The following is a 19,447-nucleotide window of genomic DNA, read 5'->3' on the forward strand; positions in this document are numbered from 1 at the left end:
GTGCCGGGGATCAACCACGCAGCCGTCGGCGTGCCCCGGCGCCGTCTCGCTCCACCCTGGACCGCCGCAGCGGCTCGCCGTCACGCTGCCGGACGACAGCGCCGCCGGGGCGCTCCCGCGCGTACTAGGGGCGGCCGGTCGGTCCGGCCATGGGCGTCGTCCCGCGTCACCGCTCGTCGATCATGACCTCGATGCTGTAGTCCTGAGCTCGGTAGCAGTGGTCGCCGTACTCCACCGGGTTGCCTGCCGAGTCGAACGCGCTGCGCGTCATGGTGAGCACGGGCTCGGACGGCTTCAACCCCAGGTGCCGCCGTTCGGCCGCGGTCGGCGTGCGTGCCCCGATTGTTTGGTGCGCGACGACCGGCCGCACGCCACGATCGCGTAGCAGGTCGTACAGGCCCTGCGCCTCGAGCTGCTCCCGGGTGATGTCGACGCACGACGGTGGCAGCCAGTTGCGCAGGATGGCCAGCGGGCGGTTGTCGGAGAACCGCACGCGGACGATCGAGAGCAGTTCGGCGTCGGCCGGCAGATCGAGCGCCGCCGCCACGCGCTGGTCCCGCACAAGTTCATGCTGCAGAACGGTGGTCGTGGGTCGGCCCGCGTCGCGCTTGAGGTCGTCGTAAAGGCTGGTGAGTTCGGCGCGCCGGTGCACCTTGCGGTTGGCGACCGTGGTGCCGAGTCCGCGCCGGCGCAGCAGCAGGCCCTGGCTGACCAGTTCCTGGATGGCCCGTCGCACCGTCGGCCGCGACAGGGTGAGTCGCTCGGCGAGGGCGATCTCGTTCTCGAATGGATCGCCGGGCTGCAGCTGGCCACTCCGGATCGCGGTGCAGAGCTGCTCCGCGAGCTGGTGGTACAGAGGCACGGGGGAGGACCGGTCGATCGTCACGCCCACTCGGATGGCCATGGCCGGCACCCTACCCCGAAAGCCAGATTGACGTTACGTGAAGATGTCAGAACAACCTCTTGACGAGACATTGATGTTACGGGCACGCTACACCCCACGGCCAGCGGCGGGAACCAGCCGCGGGAACCGCAGCCACCGACGCCGTGGATTGGATGATTCACATGCGCATCGGTCTCGCGGGTGTGGGAAGGATCGGCGCTTTCCATGCCCGGACCCTGGTAGGCCTCGACTTTGTCGACGAGCTCGTCGTGACCGACACCAACGTGGAGGCTGCCCGGGCCCTCGCCGAGGAGTTCGGTATGGAGGTCGCCGCGGATTCCGAGAGGCTGCTCGCCTCGGGCGTCGACGGTTTCGTGATCGCGACGGCCACCCCCGGCCACGCCCCGCTGCTGTGGCAGGGAATCGCCGCCGGGGTGCCGACGTTCTGCGAGAAGCCCGTCGCGGCCACCCTCGAAGAGACCATCGCGCTGACCGGCCTCGTCGCGGCCACCGGGGTGCCGGTGCACGTCGGCTTCCAGCGACGCTTCGACGCCGGCTACCAGCGCGCGCGGCGCGCGGTGGAGTCCGGCGAGCTGGCTTTCATCCACACCATTCGGGCCAACACCCACGACCAGTCCCCGCCGGACGCGTCCTACATCCCGACCTCGGGCGGGATCTTCCGTGACTGCAACGTGCACGACTTCGACATCCTCCGGTTCGTCACGGGGCAGGAGGTGGTCTCGGTCTACGCGACGGGTGCGAACAAGGGGGCAGGCTTCTTCTCCGAGGCCGGGGACGTGGACACTGGCGCTGCACTGCTGACCCTGGACGACGGCACGATCGTCGTCGTCTCCTCGACCCGGTACAACGGCGGCGGCCACGACGTGCGCATGGAGGTGTTCGGCGAGAAGGGCACGATCGCGGTCGGGCTGGACCACTCGCTGGCGATGGGGTCCGCCGAGGAGGGGGTCGACTTTCCCCGCGGCCCCCGGAGGTGGTCCTTCATGGAGCGCTTCCTTCCGGCGTATCAGGCCGAGCTCACCGCCTTCGCGGACGTTGCCCGCCGCGAGCGGCCCTCGCCCTGCACCGTCCGCGACGCACTCGAGGCCTTCCGCGTCGCCGAGGCCTGCGAGCTGTCCCGGACGGAGCGCCGGCCCGTCGCACTCTCCGAGATCAAGGGAGTCTGAGGCCATGACGGCTGTCAGCGCCGGACCCACCCCGCCAGCAGCCGGCCGCAGCCCGGTGTCCGACCGCATCGCCGGGGCGCCCATCTCGTGGGGCGTCTGCGAGGTCCCCGGGTGGGGCTACCAGCTGGAGCCGGGCGTCGTGCTGCGGCAGATGCGCGAACTCGGTCTGGCCGCCACCGAGTTCGGGCCGGAGGGCTTCCTTCCTGACGACCCCACGGCCAAGGCCGCGACGCTGGCCGGGTACGGCCTGAAGGCGGTGGGGCAGTTCGTCCCCGTCGTCCTGCACGACCCGGGCCACGACCCGCTACCGGAGGTCGAACGCGCGATGGCTGGTCTGGTCGCGGCCGGCGGATCAACGTTGGTCATCGCCGCTGCTACGGGTCAGGAGGGCTACGACGAGCGTCCGGTCCTCGACGATCCCGGCTGGTCGACCCTCCTGGGTAACCTTGACCGCATCACCGAGGCCGCATCCGCCCGCGGACTCGTCACCACCCTGCACCCGCACGTCGGCACGATGGTCGAGACCGGCGAGGAGACCGCCCGGGTGCTCGCCGGCAGCCGCATCGGCCTGTGCCTCGACACCGGGCACCTGCTCATCGGCGGCGGCGACCCGGTCGCGGTGGCGCAGCAGAACCCGAGGCGGATCGCGCACATCCATCTCAAGGACGTCCGGATCGGCTGGGCCCGGCGCGTGCAGTCCGGCGAGGTGACCTACACCGAAGCCGTGGCCGGTGGCATGTACGTCCCGCTCGGTCAGGGTGATGTCGACGTCAAGGCGATCGTGACGGCGCTTGAGGACAGCGCGTACGCGGGATGGTACGTCCTCGAGCAGGACTGCATCCTGGCCGGCGCGCCGGCCACCGGGTCCGCGGGACCGGACCCGGTGGCCGACGTACGGGCGAGCATCGAGCACCTGCTCGCCGTGGCCGGCGAACCGGCCGTGGCGGGACCGAGCGCGGCAGGGGCCTGACGATGGTGGCGGCGGCGGGCGACATGGCGGGGTACGACCTGGTGGCGATGGGTCGGTGCGGGGTGGACATCTACCCGCTCGACCACGGTGTGGGCCTCGAGGACGTCAAGCGCTTCGAGAAGTTCCTGGGCGGGAGCGCGACCAACGTCGCCGTGGCCGCGACGCGGCACGGGCGTCGAGCTGCGCTCATCACGCGTACCGGCCGCGATCCGTTCGGTCGCTACATCCACCGGTCGCTGCGTGAACTCGGCGTCGACGACGTGTTCGTCGCCGAGGTCGACGGCCCCCCGACGCCGGTCACCTTCTGTGAGATCTTCCCCCCGGACGACTTCCCGCTGTACTTCTACCGCTATCCGACGGCTCCTGATCTGATGATTCAGGCGGAGGAACTCCCGCTCGACGCGATCCGCGCGGCCCGGGTCTTCTGGGCCACCGTCACCGGGCTGTCCCAGGAGCCGTCGCGCTCAGCGCACTTCGCCGCGTGGCAGGCCCGCGGCCGGCGGTCGCACACCGTCCTCGACCTCGACTACCGGCCGATGTTCTGGCCGCACCAAGCCGAGGCGGGCGAACAGGTCGCCAAGGCCCTGGAGCACGTCACCGTCGCGGTCGGCAACCGCGAGGAGTGCGAGGTCGCCGTCGGCGAGACCGAACCTCGGCGCGCGGCGGACGCCCTGCTCGAGCGCGGGGTGGAGCTCGCCATCGTCAAGCAGGGCCCCAAGGGGGTGCTGGCTGTGACCGCCGACGAGCGCGTCGAAGTGCGGCCGTTCCCCGTGACGGTCGTCAACGGCCTCGGCGCGGGTGACGCCTTCGGCGGTGCGCTGGTCCACGGCCTGCTCAACGGGTGGGACCTGCGCCGCATCCTGCGGTTCGCCAACGTGGCCGGGGCCATCGTCGCTTCCAGGCTCGAGTGCTCCAGTGCCATGCCGACCACGGCCGAGGTCGAGACCGTCCTCGCCGCCAAGGGACAGGAGGGGTGACGGTGACGACGACGACCCGTTCGACCATCGCCGATCTGACTGAGATCCGGGTCCGCGAGCCGCGGCGGATCACCGACGGCTGGGCCGCCCGCCGGCGCCGGCAGCTGGTCGGTGTGGACGGCAGGCTGCTCATCGTGGCCGCGGACCACCCGGCCCGCGGCGCGCTGGGCGTGCGTGACGACCGTCAGGCCATGGCCTCGCGCAGCGAGCTGCTGGAGCGTCTGGCCACAGCGCTGTCCCGCCCCGGCGTCGACGGCGTTCTCGGCACGCCCGACATCCTCGACGACCTTCTCCTGATGGGCGCGTTGGAGGACAAGGTCGCCGTCGGGTCGATGAACCGCGGGGGTCTGCAGGGCGCGGTTTTCGAGCTCGACGACCGGTTCACGGCGTACACGGCCGACGAGATCGCGGCCCGGGGTCTGGAGGGCGGCAAGATGCTGACCCGCATCTGCCTCGGCGATCCGGGTACGGCAGCGACGCTGCAGGCGAGCGCCCACGCGATCACGGAGCTTGCCGCCCACGGCGTCATGGCGATGGTGGAGCCGTTCTTCTCGGTTCGCGAGAACGGCCGAGTGCGTAACCTGCTCGACCCCGACTCGACCATCACGTCGATCCACATCGCTGCGGGTCTGGGGGCCACCAGCCAGCACACCTGGCTCAAGCTGCCCGTGGTCGACGACCTGGAGCGCGTCATGGACGCCACCACCCTGCCGACGCTTTTGCTCGGCGGTGACCCGACACGGCACCCGGATGACACTTACGCCGCGTGGGGCAGGGCGCTCGACCTGCCCGCCGTGCGCGGCCTGGTGGTCGGGCGGGCGCTGCTCTTCCCGCCGGACGGTGACGTGGCCACCGCCGTCGACATCGCTTCGGGACTCGTGCACCGGGGTCGGCGATGAGCGACAACGGACGCTGGGTGTATCCCTTCGGCAGCTCCGGCGACGGCGACTTCCAGGTGTCCATCACCGACGACCTCTGCGGGTGGCAGCACACCAGCCTACGGGTGGCCACGCTGGCACCGGCCGTTCAGGTGAGCCTCGACCTCGGCGACAGCGAGGTAATCGTCGTGCCCCTTCAGGGCAGCTTCGACGTCACGGCGGTCGACCACGCGGGAGAGCGCCACGAGGCCAGGCTCGCCGGACGGACGAGCGTCTTCGCCGGTGCGACCGACGTGGCGTACGTCCCGCGCGGCGCCAGCCTCACGGTGCGCAACGCAGGCGTTGGCCCGGCCAAGGTGGCGGTCTGCGGCGCGAAGGCGACGAAGCAGAGCATGCCGCTGCCGTTCCGTCACGTGGCTGCCGCCGACGTCCCCGTCGAGCTGCGTGGCGCCGGCATGGCCTCGCGCGAGGTGCGCAACTTCGGCGTCCCGCAGGTCCTCGATGCCGACTCGATCATCGCGTGTGAGGTCATCACGCCGGCCGGCAACTGGAGCTCCTATCCGCCGCACAAGCACGACGAGGAGCGCGACGGGGTGGAGACCGAGCTGGAGGAGATCTACTACTTCGAGGTCCGGGCGGAGTCCCCGGCGGACGGGGCCGACCCCCTCGGCTACCAGCGCGTATACGGCACCCGAGAGCGGCCGCTGGACGTCTTCGCCGAGGTTCGCTCGGGCGATGTCGTCCTGGTACCGCACGGCTGGCACGGCCCCGCGATGGCCCCGCCCGGCTACGACCTCTACTACCTGAACGTCATGGCCGGCCCCGGCGCGACCAGGGCCTGGCTCATCTGCGACGACCCCGCCCACACCTGGATGCGGGACTCGTGGGCCCAGCAGGATGTCGACCCGAGACTGCCGATCGGAGGACCCCGATGACCGCCGGCGCCGACAACGTACGCCTGACCGTGGGGCAGGCCGTCGTGCGCTTCCTGGCCAGCCAGTGGAGCGAGCGCGACGGCCAGCGCCAGAAGCTGTTCGCCGGGTGCTTCGGCATCTTCGGTCACGGCAACGTCGCGGGCGTGGGCCAGGCCCTGCTCCAGAACGAGCTGACCGAGAAGGAGGAGCGCCTGCCCTACGTGCTGGCCCGCAACGAGCAGGCCATGGTTCACACCGCGGTGGCCTACGCACGCCAGAAGGACCGCCTCCAGACGTGGGCGTGCACCGCGTCCGTCGGCCCCGGCTCGACGAACATGCTCACGGGAGCCGCCCTGGCCACCGTGAACCGTCTGCCGGTGCTGCTGCTGCCCTCCGGCACGTTCGCCACCCGGGTGTCCGGGCCGGTGCTGCAGGAGCTCGAGGCGCCGAACGCCGCGGACGTCACCGTCAACGACGCCTTCCGCCCGCTGTCGCGCTTCTTCGACCGGGTCAACCGGCCGGAGCAGCTGCCCTCGGCCCTGCTCGGCGCCATGCGGGTCCTCACCGACCCGGTGGAGACGGGGGCGGCAACCATCGCGCTACCGCAGGACGTGCAGGCGGAGGCGTTCGAGTGGCCGGTCGACCTTTTCGCGCCGCGGATCTGGCGGATCGCCCGGCCGGTTCCGGAGGCCGTCGACGTCGCGGACGCGGCCACGCTGATCCGCTCGGCGCAGCGGCCGCTCATCGTCGCCGGTGGCGGGGTGCACTACTCCGGCGCGGAGCAGGCGCTGCGCGTGTTCTGCGAGGCCACCGGCATCCCGGTCGGGGAGACTCAGGCCGGCAAGGGCGCGCTGCCGCACGGTCATCCGCAGGCAATGGGCGCGATCGGCTCGACGGGCACGACGGCCGCCAATGCGCTGGCTCGGGAGGCCGACGTCGTCATCGGCATCGGCACCCGCTACAGCGACTTCACCACCGCTTCGCGCACCGCCTTCCAGGATCCGGGCATCCGCTTTGTCAACATCAACATCGCCCGGTTCGACGCCGGCAAGCACGCGGGCCTGCCGGTCGTGGCGGACGCCCGCGAGGCCGTCACCGCCCTCACCGCGGCCCTCCGGGGGTATGCCGTGGACCCGGCGTACCGGGACCGGCAGGTGAGGCTGTTCCGCGACTGGGACGCGCGGGTGGAGGCCGCCTACCACCCGCCCGCCGAGGTCACCGACGCGCTCGCCGCCGGCGTCCTCACCCAGGGCACGGTGCTCGGCTGCGTCAACGAACTGTCCGACCCGAGGGACGTCGTCGTCTGCGCCGCCGGCTCCATGCCCGGCGATCTGCACAAGCTGTGGCGGGTCCGGGACCGCAAGGCCTACCACGTCGAGTACGGCTACTCCTGCATGGGCTACGAGATCCCCGGCGGTATCGGGGTGCGGCTGGCCGACCCCGACCGGGACGTCTTCGTCATGGTGGGCGACGGCTCCTATCTGATGATGCCGACGGAGCTGGTCACGGCGGTGCAGGAACGGGTCAAGGTGATCGTCGTCCTGGTACAGAACCACGGTTTCCACTCCATCGGCTCACTGTCGGAGTCCCTCGGCTCACAGCGGTTCGGCACCAGGTACCGCTTCCGCAACGACGCCACGGGCCGGCTGGACGGCGGGAAGCTGCCGATCGACCTCGCCGCCAATGCCCGCAGCCTCGGCGCGACGGTCATGGAGGTGCGCAGTCGCGGGGAACTCGAGCAGGCGATCAAGGATGCCAAGGCCGCCCCGGCGGACGGCGGGCCCGTCGTCATCCATGTGGAAACCGAGCCCACCGTCCACGCCCCCGACAGCGAGTCGTGGTGGGATGTCCCGGTCAGCCAGGTCAGCGACCTCGACACCACCCAGCGCGCCCACGCCACGTACGCCGGGCACAAGGCCACGCAGCGCGCACTGCTGGCGCCGACCGAGAGGACGAACCTATGAGCGGCGCAGCCATGATCGGCAGCGCCCCCGACAGCTGGGGCGTGTGGTTCCCCGACGACCCCCGACAGACTCCCTGGGAGCGTTTTCTGGACGAGGTCGCCGCGGCCGGCTACACCCGCATCGAGCTGGGGCCGTACGGCTACCTGCCCACCGACCCGTCCCGCCTGCGTGACGAGCTCGACAAGCGGGGGCTGACCGTGACGGCCGGCACCATCTTCGAGCACCTGCATCGCGCCGACTCGTGGGACACCACGTGGAAGGACGTCTCCGCGGCGGCCACGCTGACCGCGGCCATGGGCGCTCGGCACCTTGTGGTCATCCCGGAGTTCTGGCGCGACCCGCAGACGGGGAATGTCCTCGAGGACGCGCTACTGACCGACGAGCACTGGGTGGCGTACGCCGCGCAGATGAACCGGCTCGCGCGGCGCATCCGCGAGGAGTTCGGCCTGCAGATCCAGTTCCACCCCCACGCCGACACTCACGTGGACACGCACGAGAACGTGGAGCGGTTCCTCCACGAGACGGACCCCGACCTGGTGAGCCTGTGTCTGGACACGGGGCACATCTCCTACTGCGGCGGAGACAATCTCAAGCTCATCGGCGACCATCCCGAGCGGATCGGGTACGTGCACCTCAAGCAGGTCGATCCGGCTGTCATCGCCGCCGTGCACGAGCAGGGCATCGGCTTCGGCGAGGCCGTGCGGATGGGCGCCATGTGCGAGCCACCGACGGGCATCCCCGACATGCCCCCCATCCTCGACGCCCTGGCGAACCTCGACGCGGACATCTTCACCATCGTCGAGCAGGACATGTACCCGTGCCCCGCCGACAGACCCCTGCCCATCGCGAGGCGGACCCTGACGTACCTGCAGTCCTGCGGCCCGCTGCGCTGACCGGCTCCCGCCCGGGAGCAGCTGATGACACGACCGCTCTGGAAGCCACCGATGATCCCCCAACAGGCGGTATCACCGCCTGACCCGTCCCCCGAGATCCGTCCCGACTACGTGGCGGATGAAGAAAGGCAGAAACGACATGATGCGTAGATCCCGCATATCCCTGCTCGCGGCCGGCGCCGTGACCGCTCTCGCCCTGGCGGCGTGCAGCTCCAGCGGAGGCAAGCAGACCACCGAGGGTGACGCCGGCAAGGCCGGCACCGCCAGCACCCCGCGGATGACCGTCGCCTTCATCACCCACGCGGCCCCGGGCGATACCTTCTGGGACCTGGTCCGCAAGGGCGCCGAGGACGCGGCGAAGAAGGACAACGTCGACCTGCAGTACCAGTCCGACCCGGACGGCGCGAACCAGGCCAACCTCGTGCAGTCCGCGATCGACAAGAAGGTCGACGGAATCGCGGTGACCTTGGCCAAGCCGGATGCCATGAAGGCCAACGTGCAGAAGGCCGCTCAGGCCGGGGTCCCGGTCGTCGCCCTCAACGGCGGCATCGACGCGTGGAAGAGCATGGGCGTGCTGGGCTACTTCGGCCAGGACGAGAGGATCGCCGGTCAGGCGGCCGGCCAGCGGCTCACGAAGGACGGCGCCAAGAAGGCGCTCTGCGTCATCCAGGAGCAGGGCCACGTCGGCCTCGAGGCCCGGTGTGACGGGGCGAAGGACGGGTTCCCGAACACCGAGAAGATCTACGTCACCGGCACCGACATGCCGAGCGTCCAGGCGGCGATCACCTCGAAGCTCCAGCAGGACAAGAGCATCGACCGCGTGCTGACCCTCGGCGCGCCGTTCGCGCTGACCGCCGTCAAGTCGGTCAAGGACGCCAACAGCTCGGCAAAGGTGGTCACCTTCGACACCAACAAGGACCTCGTGGCCGCGATCAAGGGCGGCCAGGTCGAGTGGGCGGTCGACCAGCAGCCCTACCTGCAGGGCTACCTCGCGGTCGACAGCCTGTGGCTCTACAAGACCAACGGCAACACCATCGGCGGTGGCCAGGCGACCCTGACCGGTCCCGCGTTCATCGACAACACCAACGTCGCCGCTGTCGAGAAGTTCGCAAGCAACGGCACGAGGTGAGTTGACATGACTGCTACGGCCACGGAGCCGAGCAGGGGGTTGGCGGCCCGGGACGACCGGGTCGCCACCCGCCCCCTGGCGGCACGGCTGCTGAGCCGCCCTGAGGTCGGGTCACTCATCGCCGCGATCGTGATCTTCCTGCTGTTCATGGCGGTCGCGGAGCCCTTCCGCAACGTCGCCAACGTCGGAACGATCCTCTACGGGGCCTCGACCATCGGCATCATGGCCGTCCCCGTGGCGCTCCTCATGATCGGCGGGGAGTTCGACCTCTCCGCCGGCGTCGCGGTGACCACCTCCGGGCTCTCCGCGTCCCTGCTCGCCTGGAACTTCGGGCTCAACGTCTGGGTCGGCATCCTGCTGGCGCTGGTCGTCTCCGTCGCGATCGGCGCGTTCAACGGGTGGCTGCTGCTCAAGACCGGACTGCCGAGCTTCCTGGTCACGCTCGGCACCTTCTTCATCCTGCAGGGCGTCAACCTCGGCGTCACGCGGCTGCTCACCGGCAACGTCGCCAGCGCCGACATCAGCGACATGGACGGCTTTGCCACCGCACAGAAGATCTTCGGGTCCGAGGTGACCCTCGGGCCGGTCAACCTGAAGATCACGGTCCTGTACTGGGTCGTGCTGACCGTCATCGCCGCCTACGTCCTGCTGCGTACTCAGATGGGCAACTGGGTGTTCGCGGTGGGCGGTGACGCCGCTGCGGCGCGCGCCGTCGGCGTGCCCGTCCGGGCGACCAAGATCGGCCTCTTCATGGCCGTGGGGTTCTGCGCCTGGCTGTCCGGCATGCACCTGCTGTTCCAGTTCAACACCGTGCAGTCCGGCGAGGGCGTCGGCAAGGAGTTCATCTTCATCATCGCCGCCGTCATCGGCGGCTGCCTGCTCACCGGCGGCTACGGCTCGGTGGTCGGTGCGTCGCTCGGCGCGCTGATCTTCGGCATGACTCAACTCGGCATCAACTACGCCGGCTGGAACCCCGACTGGTTCAGGACGTTCCTCGGCGTGATGCTGCTGCTGGCGACGCTGGTGAACATGTACGTCAAGAGGAGGGCGGATCTGCGATGAGCACCGCGACCACCGAGCGGCACGACGTCGTCGGTCACTCGAACACCCCCATCCTCGAACTCGAGAACGTGGGCAAGAGCTACGGCAACGTCCACGCCCTGCGCGGTGTCAGCCTCAACGTTCGCCAGGGCGAGGTCACGTGCGTTCTCGGCGACAACGGCGCCGGCAAGTCGACGCTGATCAAGATCATGTCCGGCCTGCACGACCACACCGACGGCACGATGAAGCTCGACGGCGTGGCGCGCCGGTTCGGCTCGCCGCGGGCCGCCCAGGCGAGCGGGATCGCGACCGTCTACCAGGACCTCGCGCTCGCGCCGCTCATGTCGGTGTGGCGGAATTTCTTCCTCGGCAACGAACTCCGCAAGGGGCCGTTGCGCACCCTGGACATCGCCCGGATGAAGCGCATCTGTGAGGATGAACTGGGCAAGATGGGGGTCGTCGTCCCCGATCTCGACCGGCCGGTCGCGGGCCTCTCGGGCGGCCAGCGCCAGTGCATCGCGATCGCCAGGGCCATCTACTTCGGGGCGAGGGTGATCATCCTCGACGAGCCGACGGCCGCGCTCGGTGTCAAGCAGTCCGGTGTCGCCCTGCGGTACATCGTCAAGGCTCGCGACGCCGGCCTGGGCGTCATCTTCATCACCCACAATCCGCACCACGCCTACCTCGTCGGCAACCACTTCATCATCCTCAAGCTCGGTCGGGTCGTGCTGGACGCGCACCGCGACGACCTAACCCTCGAACAGCTCACCACGGAGATGGCGGGCGGCCAGGAACTCGCGGAGCTCAGCCACGAGCTACGCGGGATCGACCCGGGCAAGGTCATCGAGCCCGGGGAGGTCGAGCACGGCCACGTCGAAGCCCCCGCTCTCAGCCGCGAGGAGCTCAAGGCCGTGGAGCGCGAAGACGAGGAAGAGCCGAGGGCATGAGTGCATCGCCCCTGCGGGTCGGAATCATCGGCGTCGGCATGATGGGCGCCGACCACGCCGACCGGCTCGTCCACCGCACCGCCGGAGCGGAACTTGTCGCGGTCTCCGACCCGGACGCCGCCCGGGCCGCCGACCTCGCCGCGCGCTTCGCCGGCGTACGCACCGTCGGTGACCCGCTCGAACTCATCGCAGACAAGGGCGTCGACGCCGTGCTCATCGCCTCGCCCGGCTTCGCGCACGAGGAGCAGGTTCTCGCCTGCGTCGAGTACGGCAAGTACACCCTGTGCGAGAAGCCGTTGACGATGGACAGCGAGTCCTCGCTTCACGTGGTCGAGGCCGAGCGGAACAAGGCCGGTCGGCCGCTGATCCAGGTCGGCTTCATGCGGCGCTTCGATCCCGAGTACGCCCGGATGAAGCGACTGCTCGACTCCGGTGACTTCGGGCGCATCCTGCTCGTGCACAACACACACCGCAACAAGACGGTCCCGGAGACATTCCGCTCGGAGATGATCGTCAGCGACTCGCTGGTGCACGAGGTCGACGTGTGCCGCTGGCTCTTCGACGACGAGATCGCCACGATCACCGTCCTCGCGCCGAAGCCGACCGGCAGGGCCGCCGACGGGCTACTCGACCCCCAGGTGGCCATCTTCCAGATGGCCGGCGGCGGCATGGCCACGACCGAGGTCTTCGTCAACTGCCAGGTCGGCTACGAGGTCCGCTGCGAGGCGGTGGCCGAACTCGGCAACGTAACCGTCGGCCTGGGGCAGGACGTCTTCGTCCGCAGCGACGACCACTACGGCGGCCACATTCCCGACGACTTCCGCGACCGCTTCGCCCGCGCCTACGACCTGGAGGTCCAGGCCTGGGTCGACGCGTCACGCCGAGGCGAGGTCGTCGGGCCCACCACCTGGGACGGCTACGCCGCCACGGCGGTGTGCAGGGCCGGCCTGCAGTCTCTCGCCACCGGCAGGCCGGTCTCGGTCGACCTGGCCGACCGCGCCGAGATCCTCCGGGGCGCGGCGACGTGAAGCTCGCCCTTGACCCTGCCCTTGCCGAAAACCTTACCCGCACAGGTCAGGCAGCATGTTGGTACTCGTGGAGGATGCCGCCGAGCCGATCACGTCGGCGTATGTCGAGATGAGCAATGCAATCTTGTCTGGATCGGCGATCGGCGTGGGTAGCGAGCGGAGTGGACGGGCGTTCGCGATGCCCTGGTGAGGCCGGTGCCCGTTGTAGAACTTTTCGAACTCGCACAGCGCGTGGAGCAGGTGGCGCTGATTCCAGATCAACGGCCTGCCCGGGGTTAGCAGGGGGACCTCGAGGACGCCGGGTCGAACCCGGCCAACAGCTGGGGGTTGTCGCCGTGGATTCACCAGTCTGACAAAGACGGTCAAGGCGCAGTCCGGTAGCACGGTCAGCACAGACGTCGCCCTGCAGCCACCCACCGCAGCGAGTGCTGCCACCTGCTCCCGGAACGTGCGCCGCGTGCAGCCGGGGGTCTGGCACACCAGGCGCCGGACCGCAGCTGCACGACTACGCCCCGGCCGCCGAAAGGAAGGTCGGGCAGGCGACGCTGGTGACAGGCGTGCACGCGCTGGGCCGGCTGCCCGCACTGCGAGCACGCGACGGCCGCCGCCAGCGTCCGGGCACGGACCAGCACGACCGGTCCTTGATCAACCACCTCATCAATCAGCAGCGAGGACAGCTGAGGGAACAACGTCTTGATCAGGGTCTGAGCCGCGCCGGCGCCAGCATGCCGCACTCTGAATGACCACTGTGGATTAGCTCGCCACCGTTTCCGTGCCAGAGCCAACCGAACCGGTTGCCGTTGAAGGCACGGACTGGCCGCCCCCGTACTGGATGACCGGCCGACCGCGTGGTGCGCGGTCCGTCGGCCGCGAGGGGCGCGTCAGGCACGAACGGCGTGACGGGCACGATGCATACGCTTGCGGGCGAGATCGTCGAAGAGTTCGTTGACCTCGGCCTGTCTCGGTTCCTGCCGTGGAAACGGGCTCGAGAGGATGCAACGAGCGGCGAGGTCGACCTCGCGCCCTCAGCCTGGAGTCTCGTACTGGCGGACCACCCGGTCGATGCGGCGGTCGGGGACGATCCACGTAATCACGATGGCGACGAAGCACGCCATGGCAATCCACACTCCGACATGCCCGCTCCGGTCGATCGTCAGGGCGCTGAGGATCCCGGCGACGTCGAGCGCTAGGGAGATCTTGCCCTTGCGGTCAGTGCCTACGGCCTGGCGCAGCGGCGACTCCGGTCCCTGTTGCCGGATGATCACCCGCTGGAGCACGACGTAAGCGACGGCCGCGCTGAGCAGGTTCAGACCGTAGATGACGACCGGGGTCTGCTCAAACCTCGATTCGGAAACCCAGGTTGTCGTGAACGGGACCAGCGACAGGCAGAACAGCAGCGCCAGGTTTGCCCACAGCACACCGCCACTGACCCGCTGAACCAGGTGGAACATGTGGTGGTGGTTGTTCCAGTAGATGCCCATATAGACAAAGCTGAGGAGGTACGTCAGCAGCCCGACGCCGGTCGTGTGGACGAGGTCGGAGAGATCGTGACCCTCCGGCACCCTCAGCTCCAGCACCATGATCGTGATGATGATGGCAAGCACCCCATCACTGAATGCCTCCAGTCGATTGGTCCTCACCGCGCCACCCTTCTCCTTTCGATACTTGGATCCCGCTTCGAACGCCCCATGGGCGCCGTCTTCAGCGGGCGGGAAGCCCCCAGCGCCGCGGCCGGAAGGAGGAAACAGCTGGACCGGTCCTGCAATCGCTCGACGCCCCCGGACCAGCTCGCGGATTTCGCGAAGCCGCCGTGTACGAGGACGACGCTCGGCTTCTGGTTGGTCATGGTGTTCTCCTGGTGAGTTACTAGGTTCCCACCACCCGAGACAGCGCAGCCGCAGAATCTGTGACAGGCGCGTGGTCGCCGTCACTGCTGCGGTCCGGACGTTGGGAATTGCGGCGTGTTCGGCCCACGATGGGATCAGTGGCAGCCGTGACGTGATCAGACGGGGGCGAGGGACGGTGGATTCTGGTGTGAATCAAGAGCCGATTGGGACGGATGATCTTGAGGAGGCTGCCGCGGTCTTCACGAGCTTGCGGCCGCGCCTGTTCGGGATCGCGTATCGCATGCTCAGCAGTGCCACCGAGGCCGAGGATCTGGTGCAGGAGGTGTGGCTGCGGTGGCAGACGTGTGACCGCGGCGCGGTGGTCAACCCGGCCGCGTTCCTGGCGGCGACGGCGACCCGGCTAGCCATCAACACACTCCAGTCGGCGCGGGTGCGGCGCGAGACGTACATCGGACCGTGGCTGCCGGAACCCGTCGACACGAGCGCGGACCCGTACCTTGGGGCCGAGCGCGGCGAGGCTCTGGAGTTCGCGGCCCTGCTGCTGATGGAGAAGCTCACGCCCACCGAACGCGGCGCGTATGTCTTGCGGGAGGCGTTCGACTACCCGTATGCGCAGATCGCCGACATCCTGCAGTCGACCGAACCCGCGGTGCGCCAGCTGGTCAGACGGGCGCGCCGAGACATGGCGAGTGAGCGGCGTACGCCAGCGAGCGCGGCCGCGCAGCGGCGCCTGCTGACCACGTTCATCGCGGCCGCCCGCTCCGGCGACATGACCGCGGTGGAGCGGGCGGTCGCGATGAACGCACGCCAGCGAGCGCGGCCGCGCAGCGGCAGCTGCTGAGCACGTTCATCGCTGCAGGAGCGCGGCGTCGACCTGGTCGTGCTCGACCAGGCATCGGCACCTCCACCGCAGTCGGCCCGATGTTCTTCCAGATTCTCGGCGCCATCGCCGAGTTCGAACACGTCCTCATGAGCGAGCGCACCCTCGACGGCCTGGCCGCCGCCCGCGCCCGCTGCCGCACCGGTGGGCAGAAGCCGAAACTCACCCCGCGCCAGGCGAAGATCGCGCGGGAGATGTACGAGGAGACTGGGCCTGACGGCCGGCGGTTGCACACCGTGGAGCAAATCGCGGCCGAGTTCGGCGTCACCCGGCCCACCATCTATCGACACCTGGCCAAGCTGCCCGTCGAGCCCGGGTGACGCCAGGCCTGTTGCCCGCGTAAGCCAATGAGACCCTCACCGTGGTAACGCTGTGTCACAAGCCGTGCTGTGCGCAGCCCTACATCAGATCCGGATCTGCCGATGACTGCGCACCCCTGGCTTCCGGAGGGACGTCACCCGGCGAGCACGGCGGTGAGCATCGAGAGATACGATTCGTGGGCGAGACGCATGCTGTCAAGGTCGGACGTCTCAGACCACGCCACAGCGTCGTGCTCGTCCGGCGCGGCGTTGACGGGTGTTCCGGTCCACCTGTCGACCAACCAGATCTGCATGTCGAACGTCGCGGTCCGGATCTCATGCATCGGCGGGCTGGACGGCTCCGACGCCGTGATCCCCAACTCCTCCGCGATGAGAGCGACCCCACCGGTCACCTCGACCAAGCCTGGCCGGGCTGCGGTCGTACCACCAGCTAACAGGTAGCCACGATCCGCGCTCGGATGTCGCAGATCGGTTGGCGGACGACTGTCGCCCCTCGGTGGAGGGGAGATCTCGGCCAAGAGCGCGTGTGGTCGGGTCGCCCGGGGGAATCACCCCCGAGCTCCCACAGATCCCGGCGTGACAGTCTCCCGTCACCGGGCTCCTATCGTCCTGATCACCAGATCGAGTGAACCCATTTCCAATGGGCGAAGTAGCGCGGATTTGTGATCCGCTTTCACCGCCGATGGAACTTGTTGAAGGTCTTCAGCCGCCGGAACTTCTTTCGGACCCAGCGCATCAGGTAGTAGTTGATGCGCCGCAGGAGGGGATACAGCTCGGTTTTGTAAAACGGGCGTTGAGGGCTCTCGATCGCGTTGGTCGAGGAGATCACCACCAGCGCCGACAAAGGCCCGGGATCAGGCTGTCGGGCGATGACAGCAAAGGTATGCGGGTGTGGCGGCCCGGGTGAAGGGGTGCGGCCTGGGCGCGGAATGGGTACGGTCGCTGCCGTGCGGCGGGGCTTCAGCGCTCCGATCGGCAGGTCGGGCGGGTGCGTCCAGGGCCGCGTTCGAGGTTGCGAAGGTGACGGTGTCCTCGTCGAAGTCGGAAGTGCGAATCTTCACGTTCAAGGTCCAAGTGCCGGCGGGCGTCAGGTATGCCTCGGCTTGCCAGTGACCGGTTTCCTTCTCGATGAGGGCCACTGGCAGAGGACCGAGGTCGTGTGCAGGCAGGGACCAGGTGGCTGTGATTTCCGCTGGGGCTATGGGGGCTTCGGAGGGCCCGGTGACTCGTAGGTCCATGTCGTAGGTGCCGGCTGCCTTCCGGACGAATCCGACCCTCACGGTGCCGGTCCCCTCGACGCCGGTACCGGTGTCGTAATGAGCTTCCAGGGTGACCGCCGCCGCGTTGGTCGCCGTCGGTGGCGTGACTGACTGCTTGTGTGGGGGTGCCGACCCGGCGAGAAGAGCGGATAGGGCAAGTACGACCACCCCGATGGCGGCCTCGAGAGCCACTGTGCGCCGCACTCGGTGCAGTGCGGCCGGTTTCGGCGCTGTGGCCGCGTTGGCGTGCCGCTGGGTCCAGCGACGGGCCGTGTGTCCTAGGCCGATCATGAGGAGGACGACCACCACCTTTCCGGTGAGCAGCCGGCCGTATTGGGTGGTCAGCAGGTCAGCAAGGGTTCCGACCTGCCGTGTCGCCTGGTAGACGCCGGTGACCACCAGCACCGCGACGCACCAGGCGGCCAGTGTGGAGAAGCGGCGGATCGTTGTGCCGAGCGGTCCTGGGGCGTCTGGACGGATGCAGAGAACGCCCAGTGTGACCAGGCCGCCGAGCCAGAGTCCCATGGCGGTCAGGTGGAGGATGTCGGCCGTGACGGCCAGCGGTATCTGGTGTCCGCTCATCGCGTGCCCGGCAGCGCTGAAGGTGGCGGCGAGGGCGACGGCCGGCAGGAGTGCTTGGGCGGCGCGGGCCCGGGCTCGCCTGGGTGTGGTCGGCATCGGTGTGCGGGGGCGGATGAGTGCGGGGAGTGTTAGGACAGCAGCGAGCAGGACGCGGGCTAGCATGGCAAGGCCCGGTCGTTCGGCCAGGGTTTCCCGTAGTAGATCCGGGTCCAGTAAGTTATGGCCAGACCCGGCGGAGTAGGGACCCTGTGCGAGCAGGCTCAGCACCGCTGAGAAGAAGATGGTGACGGCTCCGGCGCGGGCTAGCTTGCGCGGGCGGCGGGGGTTGGCGCCTTCGGCGAGTAGCGCCACAATCCCGGTCGCGCCGATCAGCAGGGCCAGTCCGGCGTAGCCGGTGCTCCGGGAGAGCAACACGAGGGCGGAAACCACCGGATCGGATCCCTGGTCGGCTCCGGCGAGCAGGCCGGTTCCGGAGCCGGGCGCGCCAACGGTGAAGGTGGACGCGCCGTGGATCGGGTGGGAATCGGCAGAGGTGGCCCGCCAGGCGACGGTGTAGGTCCCGTCGCGGAGTCCGGAGCGCAGGGTGACAGCGACTCTGTTCGGGTTGGCGGGGGATGGGGCGGCATCCTCTAGGTCCACCCGGGTGCCGTCGGCGGCGAGCACGCGTAACCCGTCGGGTCTGACCTGGACGCCTTCGGTGAACTGGAGCGTGACCGTGGCCGGCCCTTGGGCCAGTACCGCCCGGTTGGCTGGGGTGGTGGTTTGCAGTTCGGCGTGGGCGGAGGCGCCGGTCGACCAGGTCAGCAACAGGAACACGGCACCGAGCAGCGTCAGCAGCGTCTGCAGCCCGCGGTGGTGCCGGGCCCAGGCGCTGCCGCTCGCGGTCTGCCCGATACGCCCGCCAGCCCCGGTCCGTGTGCGGACCGGGGCGGACGACGGGGTCGGGATCACGGCTTGCTGCGGCGGGCGGTGCGGCGGGCCCGGACGCCCAGCAGGATGCCGAGCAGACCGGCCGCGGACGCGAAGCCGCCGAGCACTCGAGCCGATCCGTCCTTCGCGGTGCTCGCCGCGGGCGCGGCTAGCTCTTCGGCTTCGGCGGTGACCGTGGGCTGGGACGTTTTGGCCGTGTCGGGAGCGGCCTTCTCGCCCGCGGCGCCTAGTGCCAGCACCGGTGCCGGGTGTTCGGGCTTGTCGGTGCTGCCTTCGGCGGGCACGTCGATCCAGCGGACGACCTCGCCGTTGTCGTAGGTCTGGATGGCCTTGAACACCATCTGCTTGCCGGTTTCCGGCAGCGGCCCAAACCAGACATCGAACTCCTGGAACTCGCCGGGCTGCACCTTCCCCCCGGTCCAGGTGATCTTGGAGACCACGGTGGTGACGTCGCCGTGGTCGCTCTTCAGTGGCGTGGCCAGGGTGCTCTTCTCGGCCCTAGCTGTCCATCCGGGTACGGGCTGGATGGCGACCGACCTCAGGGGCTGGTCCTTGGGTAGCGCCACCTCCAGCTTCACTGTCGCGGAGTCGGGGCGTTCATTGGGTACGCGGAAGGTGAGCCTGGCGTAGCTGCCGGGCTCGGCTGCCTTCGGGTTGACCGAGACGTGGGCAGATGCCGGGGCTGCTGCCAAGACCAGCAGGAATGAGGCCGGGGCTGCGGCCAGGATGCCGTAGCGAAGGACACGGGCGTTCATCGGGGCTCCCTCACAAGGTTGCGTTGCTCCGAATTCTTACCATAAAAACTAGAGTTCGGGGGC

Annotated in this window: 21 protein-coding genes; 13 read left to right on the plus strand and 8 right to left on the minus strand. The window is 69.3% G+C overall.

Going from position 1 to position 19,447, the window contains the following annotated elements; translation table 11 throughout:
• Positions 1–166: 166 nt before the first annotated feature.
• Positions 167–904 (minus strand): GntR family transcriptional regulator, encoded by a 738-nt coding sequence (locus I8N68_RS28895; RefSeq protein ID WP_234040796.1) that lies wholly within the window; start codon positions 902–904, stop codon positions 167–169.
• Between the two features lie 161 nt (positions 905–1,065).
• Here I8N68_RS28895 and I8N68_RS28900 point away from each other — a divergent pair, with 161 nt between their 5' ends.
• The 11 genes from I8N68_RS28900 to I8N68_RS28950 all read left to right on the plus strand — a co-directional run bounded on the left by I8N68_RS28900 (position 1,066) and on the right by I8N68_RS28950 (position 12,811).
• Positions 1,066–2,070 carry a Gfo/Idh/MocA family protein gene (locus I8N68_RS28900; protein WP_200215817.1) on the plus strand — a complete coding sequence of 335 codons (1,005 nt, stop codon included), beginning with the start codon at positions 1,066–1,068 and terminating at the stop codon, positions 2,068–2,070.
• Positions 2,071–2,074: 4 nt separating this feature from the next.
• Positions 2,075–3,040 carry a TIM barrel protein gene (locus tag I8N68_RS28905; protein WP_234040797.1) on the plus strand — a complete coding sequence of 322 codons (966 nt, stop codon included), beginning with the start codon at positions 2,075–2,077 and terminating at the stop codon, positions 3,038–3,040.
• Positions 3,041–3,042: 2 nt separating this feature from the next.
• Positions 3,043–4,017: a 5-dehydro-2-deoxygluconokinase gene (iolC, locus tag I8N68_RS28910; RefSeq protein ID WP_234040798.1), complete on the plus strand. Its 975-nt coding sequence runs from the start codon at positions 3,043–3,045 to the stop codon at positions 4,015–4,017.
• 2 nt (positions 4,018–4,019) lie between these two features.
• A complete protein-coding gene (locus tag I8N68_RS28915; protein ID WP_200215819.1) occupies positions 4,020–4,916 on the plus strand; it encodes a class I fructose-bisphosphate aldolase in 897 nt (298 codons plus the stop codon).
• Complete coding sequence (gene iolB, locus I8N68_RS28920; RefSeq protein WP_200215821.1) at positions 4,913–5,830, plus strand: 5-deoxy-glucuronate isomerase; 918 nt, start codon at positions 4,913–4,915, stop codon at positions 5,828–5,830. The genes I8N68_RS28915 and iolB overlap by 4 nt, the downstream gene beginning before the upstream one ends.
• A complete protein-coding gene (iolD, locus tag I8N68_RS28925) occupies positions 5,827–7,773 on the plus strand; it encodes a 3D-(3,5/4)-trihydroxycyclohexane-1,2-dione acylhydrolase (decyclizing) (RefSeq protein WP_200215823.1) in 1,947 nt (648 codons plus the stop codon). Before iolB ends, iolD begins: the two co-directional genes overlap by 4 nt.
• On the plus strand, positions 7,770–8,666 hold the full coding sequence (locus I8N68_RS28930; protein WP_200215825.1) for a TIM barrel protein: 897 nt from the start codon (positions 7,770–7,772) through the stop codon (positions 8,664–8,666). Before iolD ends, I8N68_RS28930 begins: the two co-directional genes overlap by 4 nt.
• 139 nt (positions 8,667–8,805) lie before the next feature.
• Positions 8,806–9,795, plus strand: coding sequence for a sugar ABC transporter substrate-binding protein (locus I8N68_RS28935; protein WP_200215827.1), 990 nt, complete (start codon positions 8,806–8,808; stop codon positions 9,793–9,795).
• Between the two features lie 6 nt (positions 9,796–9,801).
• A complete protein-coding gene (locus I8N68_RS28940) occupies positions 9,802–10,857 on the plus strand; it encodes an ABC transporter permease (RefSeq protein ID WP_200215829.1) in 1,056 nt (351 codons plus the stop codon).
• Positions 10,854–11,783, plus strand: a complete 930-nt coding sequence (locus tag I8N68_RS28945; RefSeq protein ID WP_200215831.1) for an ATP-binding cassette domain-containing protein — start codon at positions 10,854–10,856, stop codon at positions 11,781–11,783. Before I8N68_RS28940 ends, I8N68_RS28945 begins: the two co-directional genes overlap by 4 nt.
• A complete protein-coding gene (locus I8N68_RS28950) occupies positions 11,780–12,811 on the plus strand; it encodes a Gfo/Idh/MocA family protein (protein WP_200215833.1) in 1,032 nt (343 codons plus the stop codon). Before I8N68_RS28945 ends, I8N68_RS28950 begins: the two co-directional genes overlap by 4 nt.
• Before the next feature lie 386 nt (positions 12,812–13,197).
• Here I8N68_RS28950 and I8N68_RS34570 read toward each other — a convergent pair whose 3' ends face one another.
• The 3 genes from I8N68_RS34570 to I8N68_RS28960 all read right to left on the minus strand — a co-directional run bounded on the left by I8N68_RS34570 (position 13,198) and on the right by I8N68_RS28960 (position 14,657).
• Positions 13,198–13,545, minus strand: coding sequence for a transposase family protein (locus tag I8N68_RS34570; RefSeq protein WP_504739827.1), 348 nt, complete (start codon positions 13,543–13,545; stop codon positions 13,198–13,200).
• A gap of 291 nt (positions 13,546–13,836) precedes the next feature.
• Positions 13,837–14,451 carry a TMEM175 family protein gene (locus I8N68_RS28955; protein WP_200215835.1) on the minus strand — a complete coding sequence of 205 codons (615 nt, stop codon included), beginning with the start codon at positions 14,449–14,451 and terminating at the stop codon, positions 13,837–13,839.
• A complete protein-coding gene (locus I8N68_RS28960; RefSeq protein ID WP_200215837.1) occupies positions 14,448–14,657 on the minus strand; it encodes a hypothetical protein in 210 nt (69 codons plus the stop codon). The genes I8N68_RS28955 and I8N68_RS28960 overlap by 4 nt, the downstream gene beginning before the upstream one ends.
• 176 nt (positions 14,658–14,833) lie before the next feature.
• On the opposite strand from I8N68_RS28960, the gene I8N68_RS28965 reads away from it, so the two are divergent.
• Positions 14,834–15,499, plus strand: a complete 666-nt coding sequence (locus I8N68_RS28965) for a sigma-70 family RNA polymerase sigma factor (RefSeq protein ID WP_307813016.1) — start codon at positions 14,834–14,836, stop codon at positions 15,497–15,499.
• An 80-nt stretch (positions 15,500–15,579) separates the two neighbouring features.
• Complete coding sequence (locus tag I8N68_RS34085; protein WP_307813017.1) at positions 15,580–15,858, plus strand: ArsR family transcriptional regulator; 279 nt, start codon at positions 15,580–15,582, stop codon at positions 15,856–15,858.
• 134 nt (positions 15,859–15,992) lie between these two features.
• Here the strand turns inward: I8N68_RS34085 and I8N68_RS28975 are convergent, their stop codons facing one another.
• The 4 genes from I8N68_RS28975 to I8N68_RS28990 all read right to left on the minus strand — a co-directional run bounded on the left by I8N68_RS28975 (position 15,993) and on the right by I8N68_RS28990 (position 19,384).
• Positions 15,993–16,259: an NUDIX hydrolase gene (locus I8N68_RS28975; protein WP_200215839.1), complete on the minus strand. Its 267-nt coding sequence runs from the start codon at positions 16,257–16,259 to the stop codon at positions 15,993–15,995.
• 272 nt (positions 16,260–16,531) lie between these two features.
• Positions 16,532–16,702 (minus strand): hypothetical protein, encoded by a 171-nt coding sequence (locus I8N68_RS28980; RefSeq protein WP_200215841.1) that lies wholly within the window; start codon positions 16,700–16,702, stop codon positions 16,532–16,534.
• Between the two features lie 10 nt (positions 16,703–16,712).
• Positions 16,713–18,515, minus strand: a complete 1,803-nt coding sequence (locus I8N68_RS28985) for a copper resistance protein CopC (protein WP_200215843.1) — start codon at positions 18,513–18,515, stop codon at positions 16,713–16,715.
• A 131-nt stretch (positions 18,516–18,646) separates the two neighbouring features.
• Positions 18,647–19,384, minus strand: a complete 738-nt coding sequence (locus I8N68_RS28990; RefSeq protein ID WP_200215845.1) for a YcnI family copper-binding membrane protein — start codon at positions 19,382–19,384, stop codon at positions 18,647–18,649.
• Positions 19,385–19,447: the final 63 nt, after the last annotated feature.

The sequence above is a fragment of the Micromonospora coerulea genome (genome assembly GCF_016598485.1).
Classification (GTDB): domain Bacteria; phylum Actinomycetota; class Actinomycetes; order Mycobacteriales; family Micromonosporaceae; genus Micromonospora; species Micromonospora coerulea.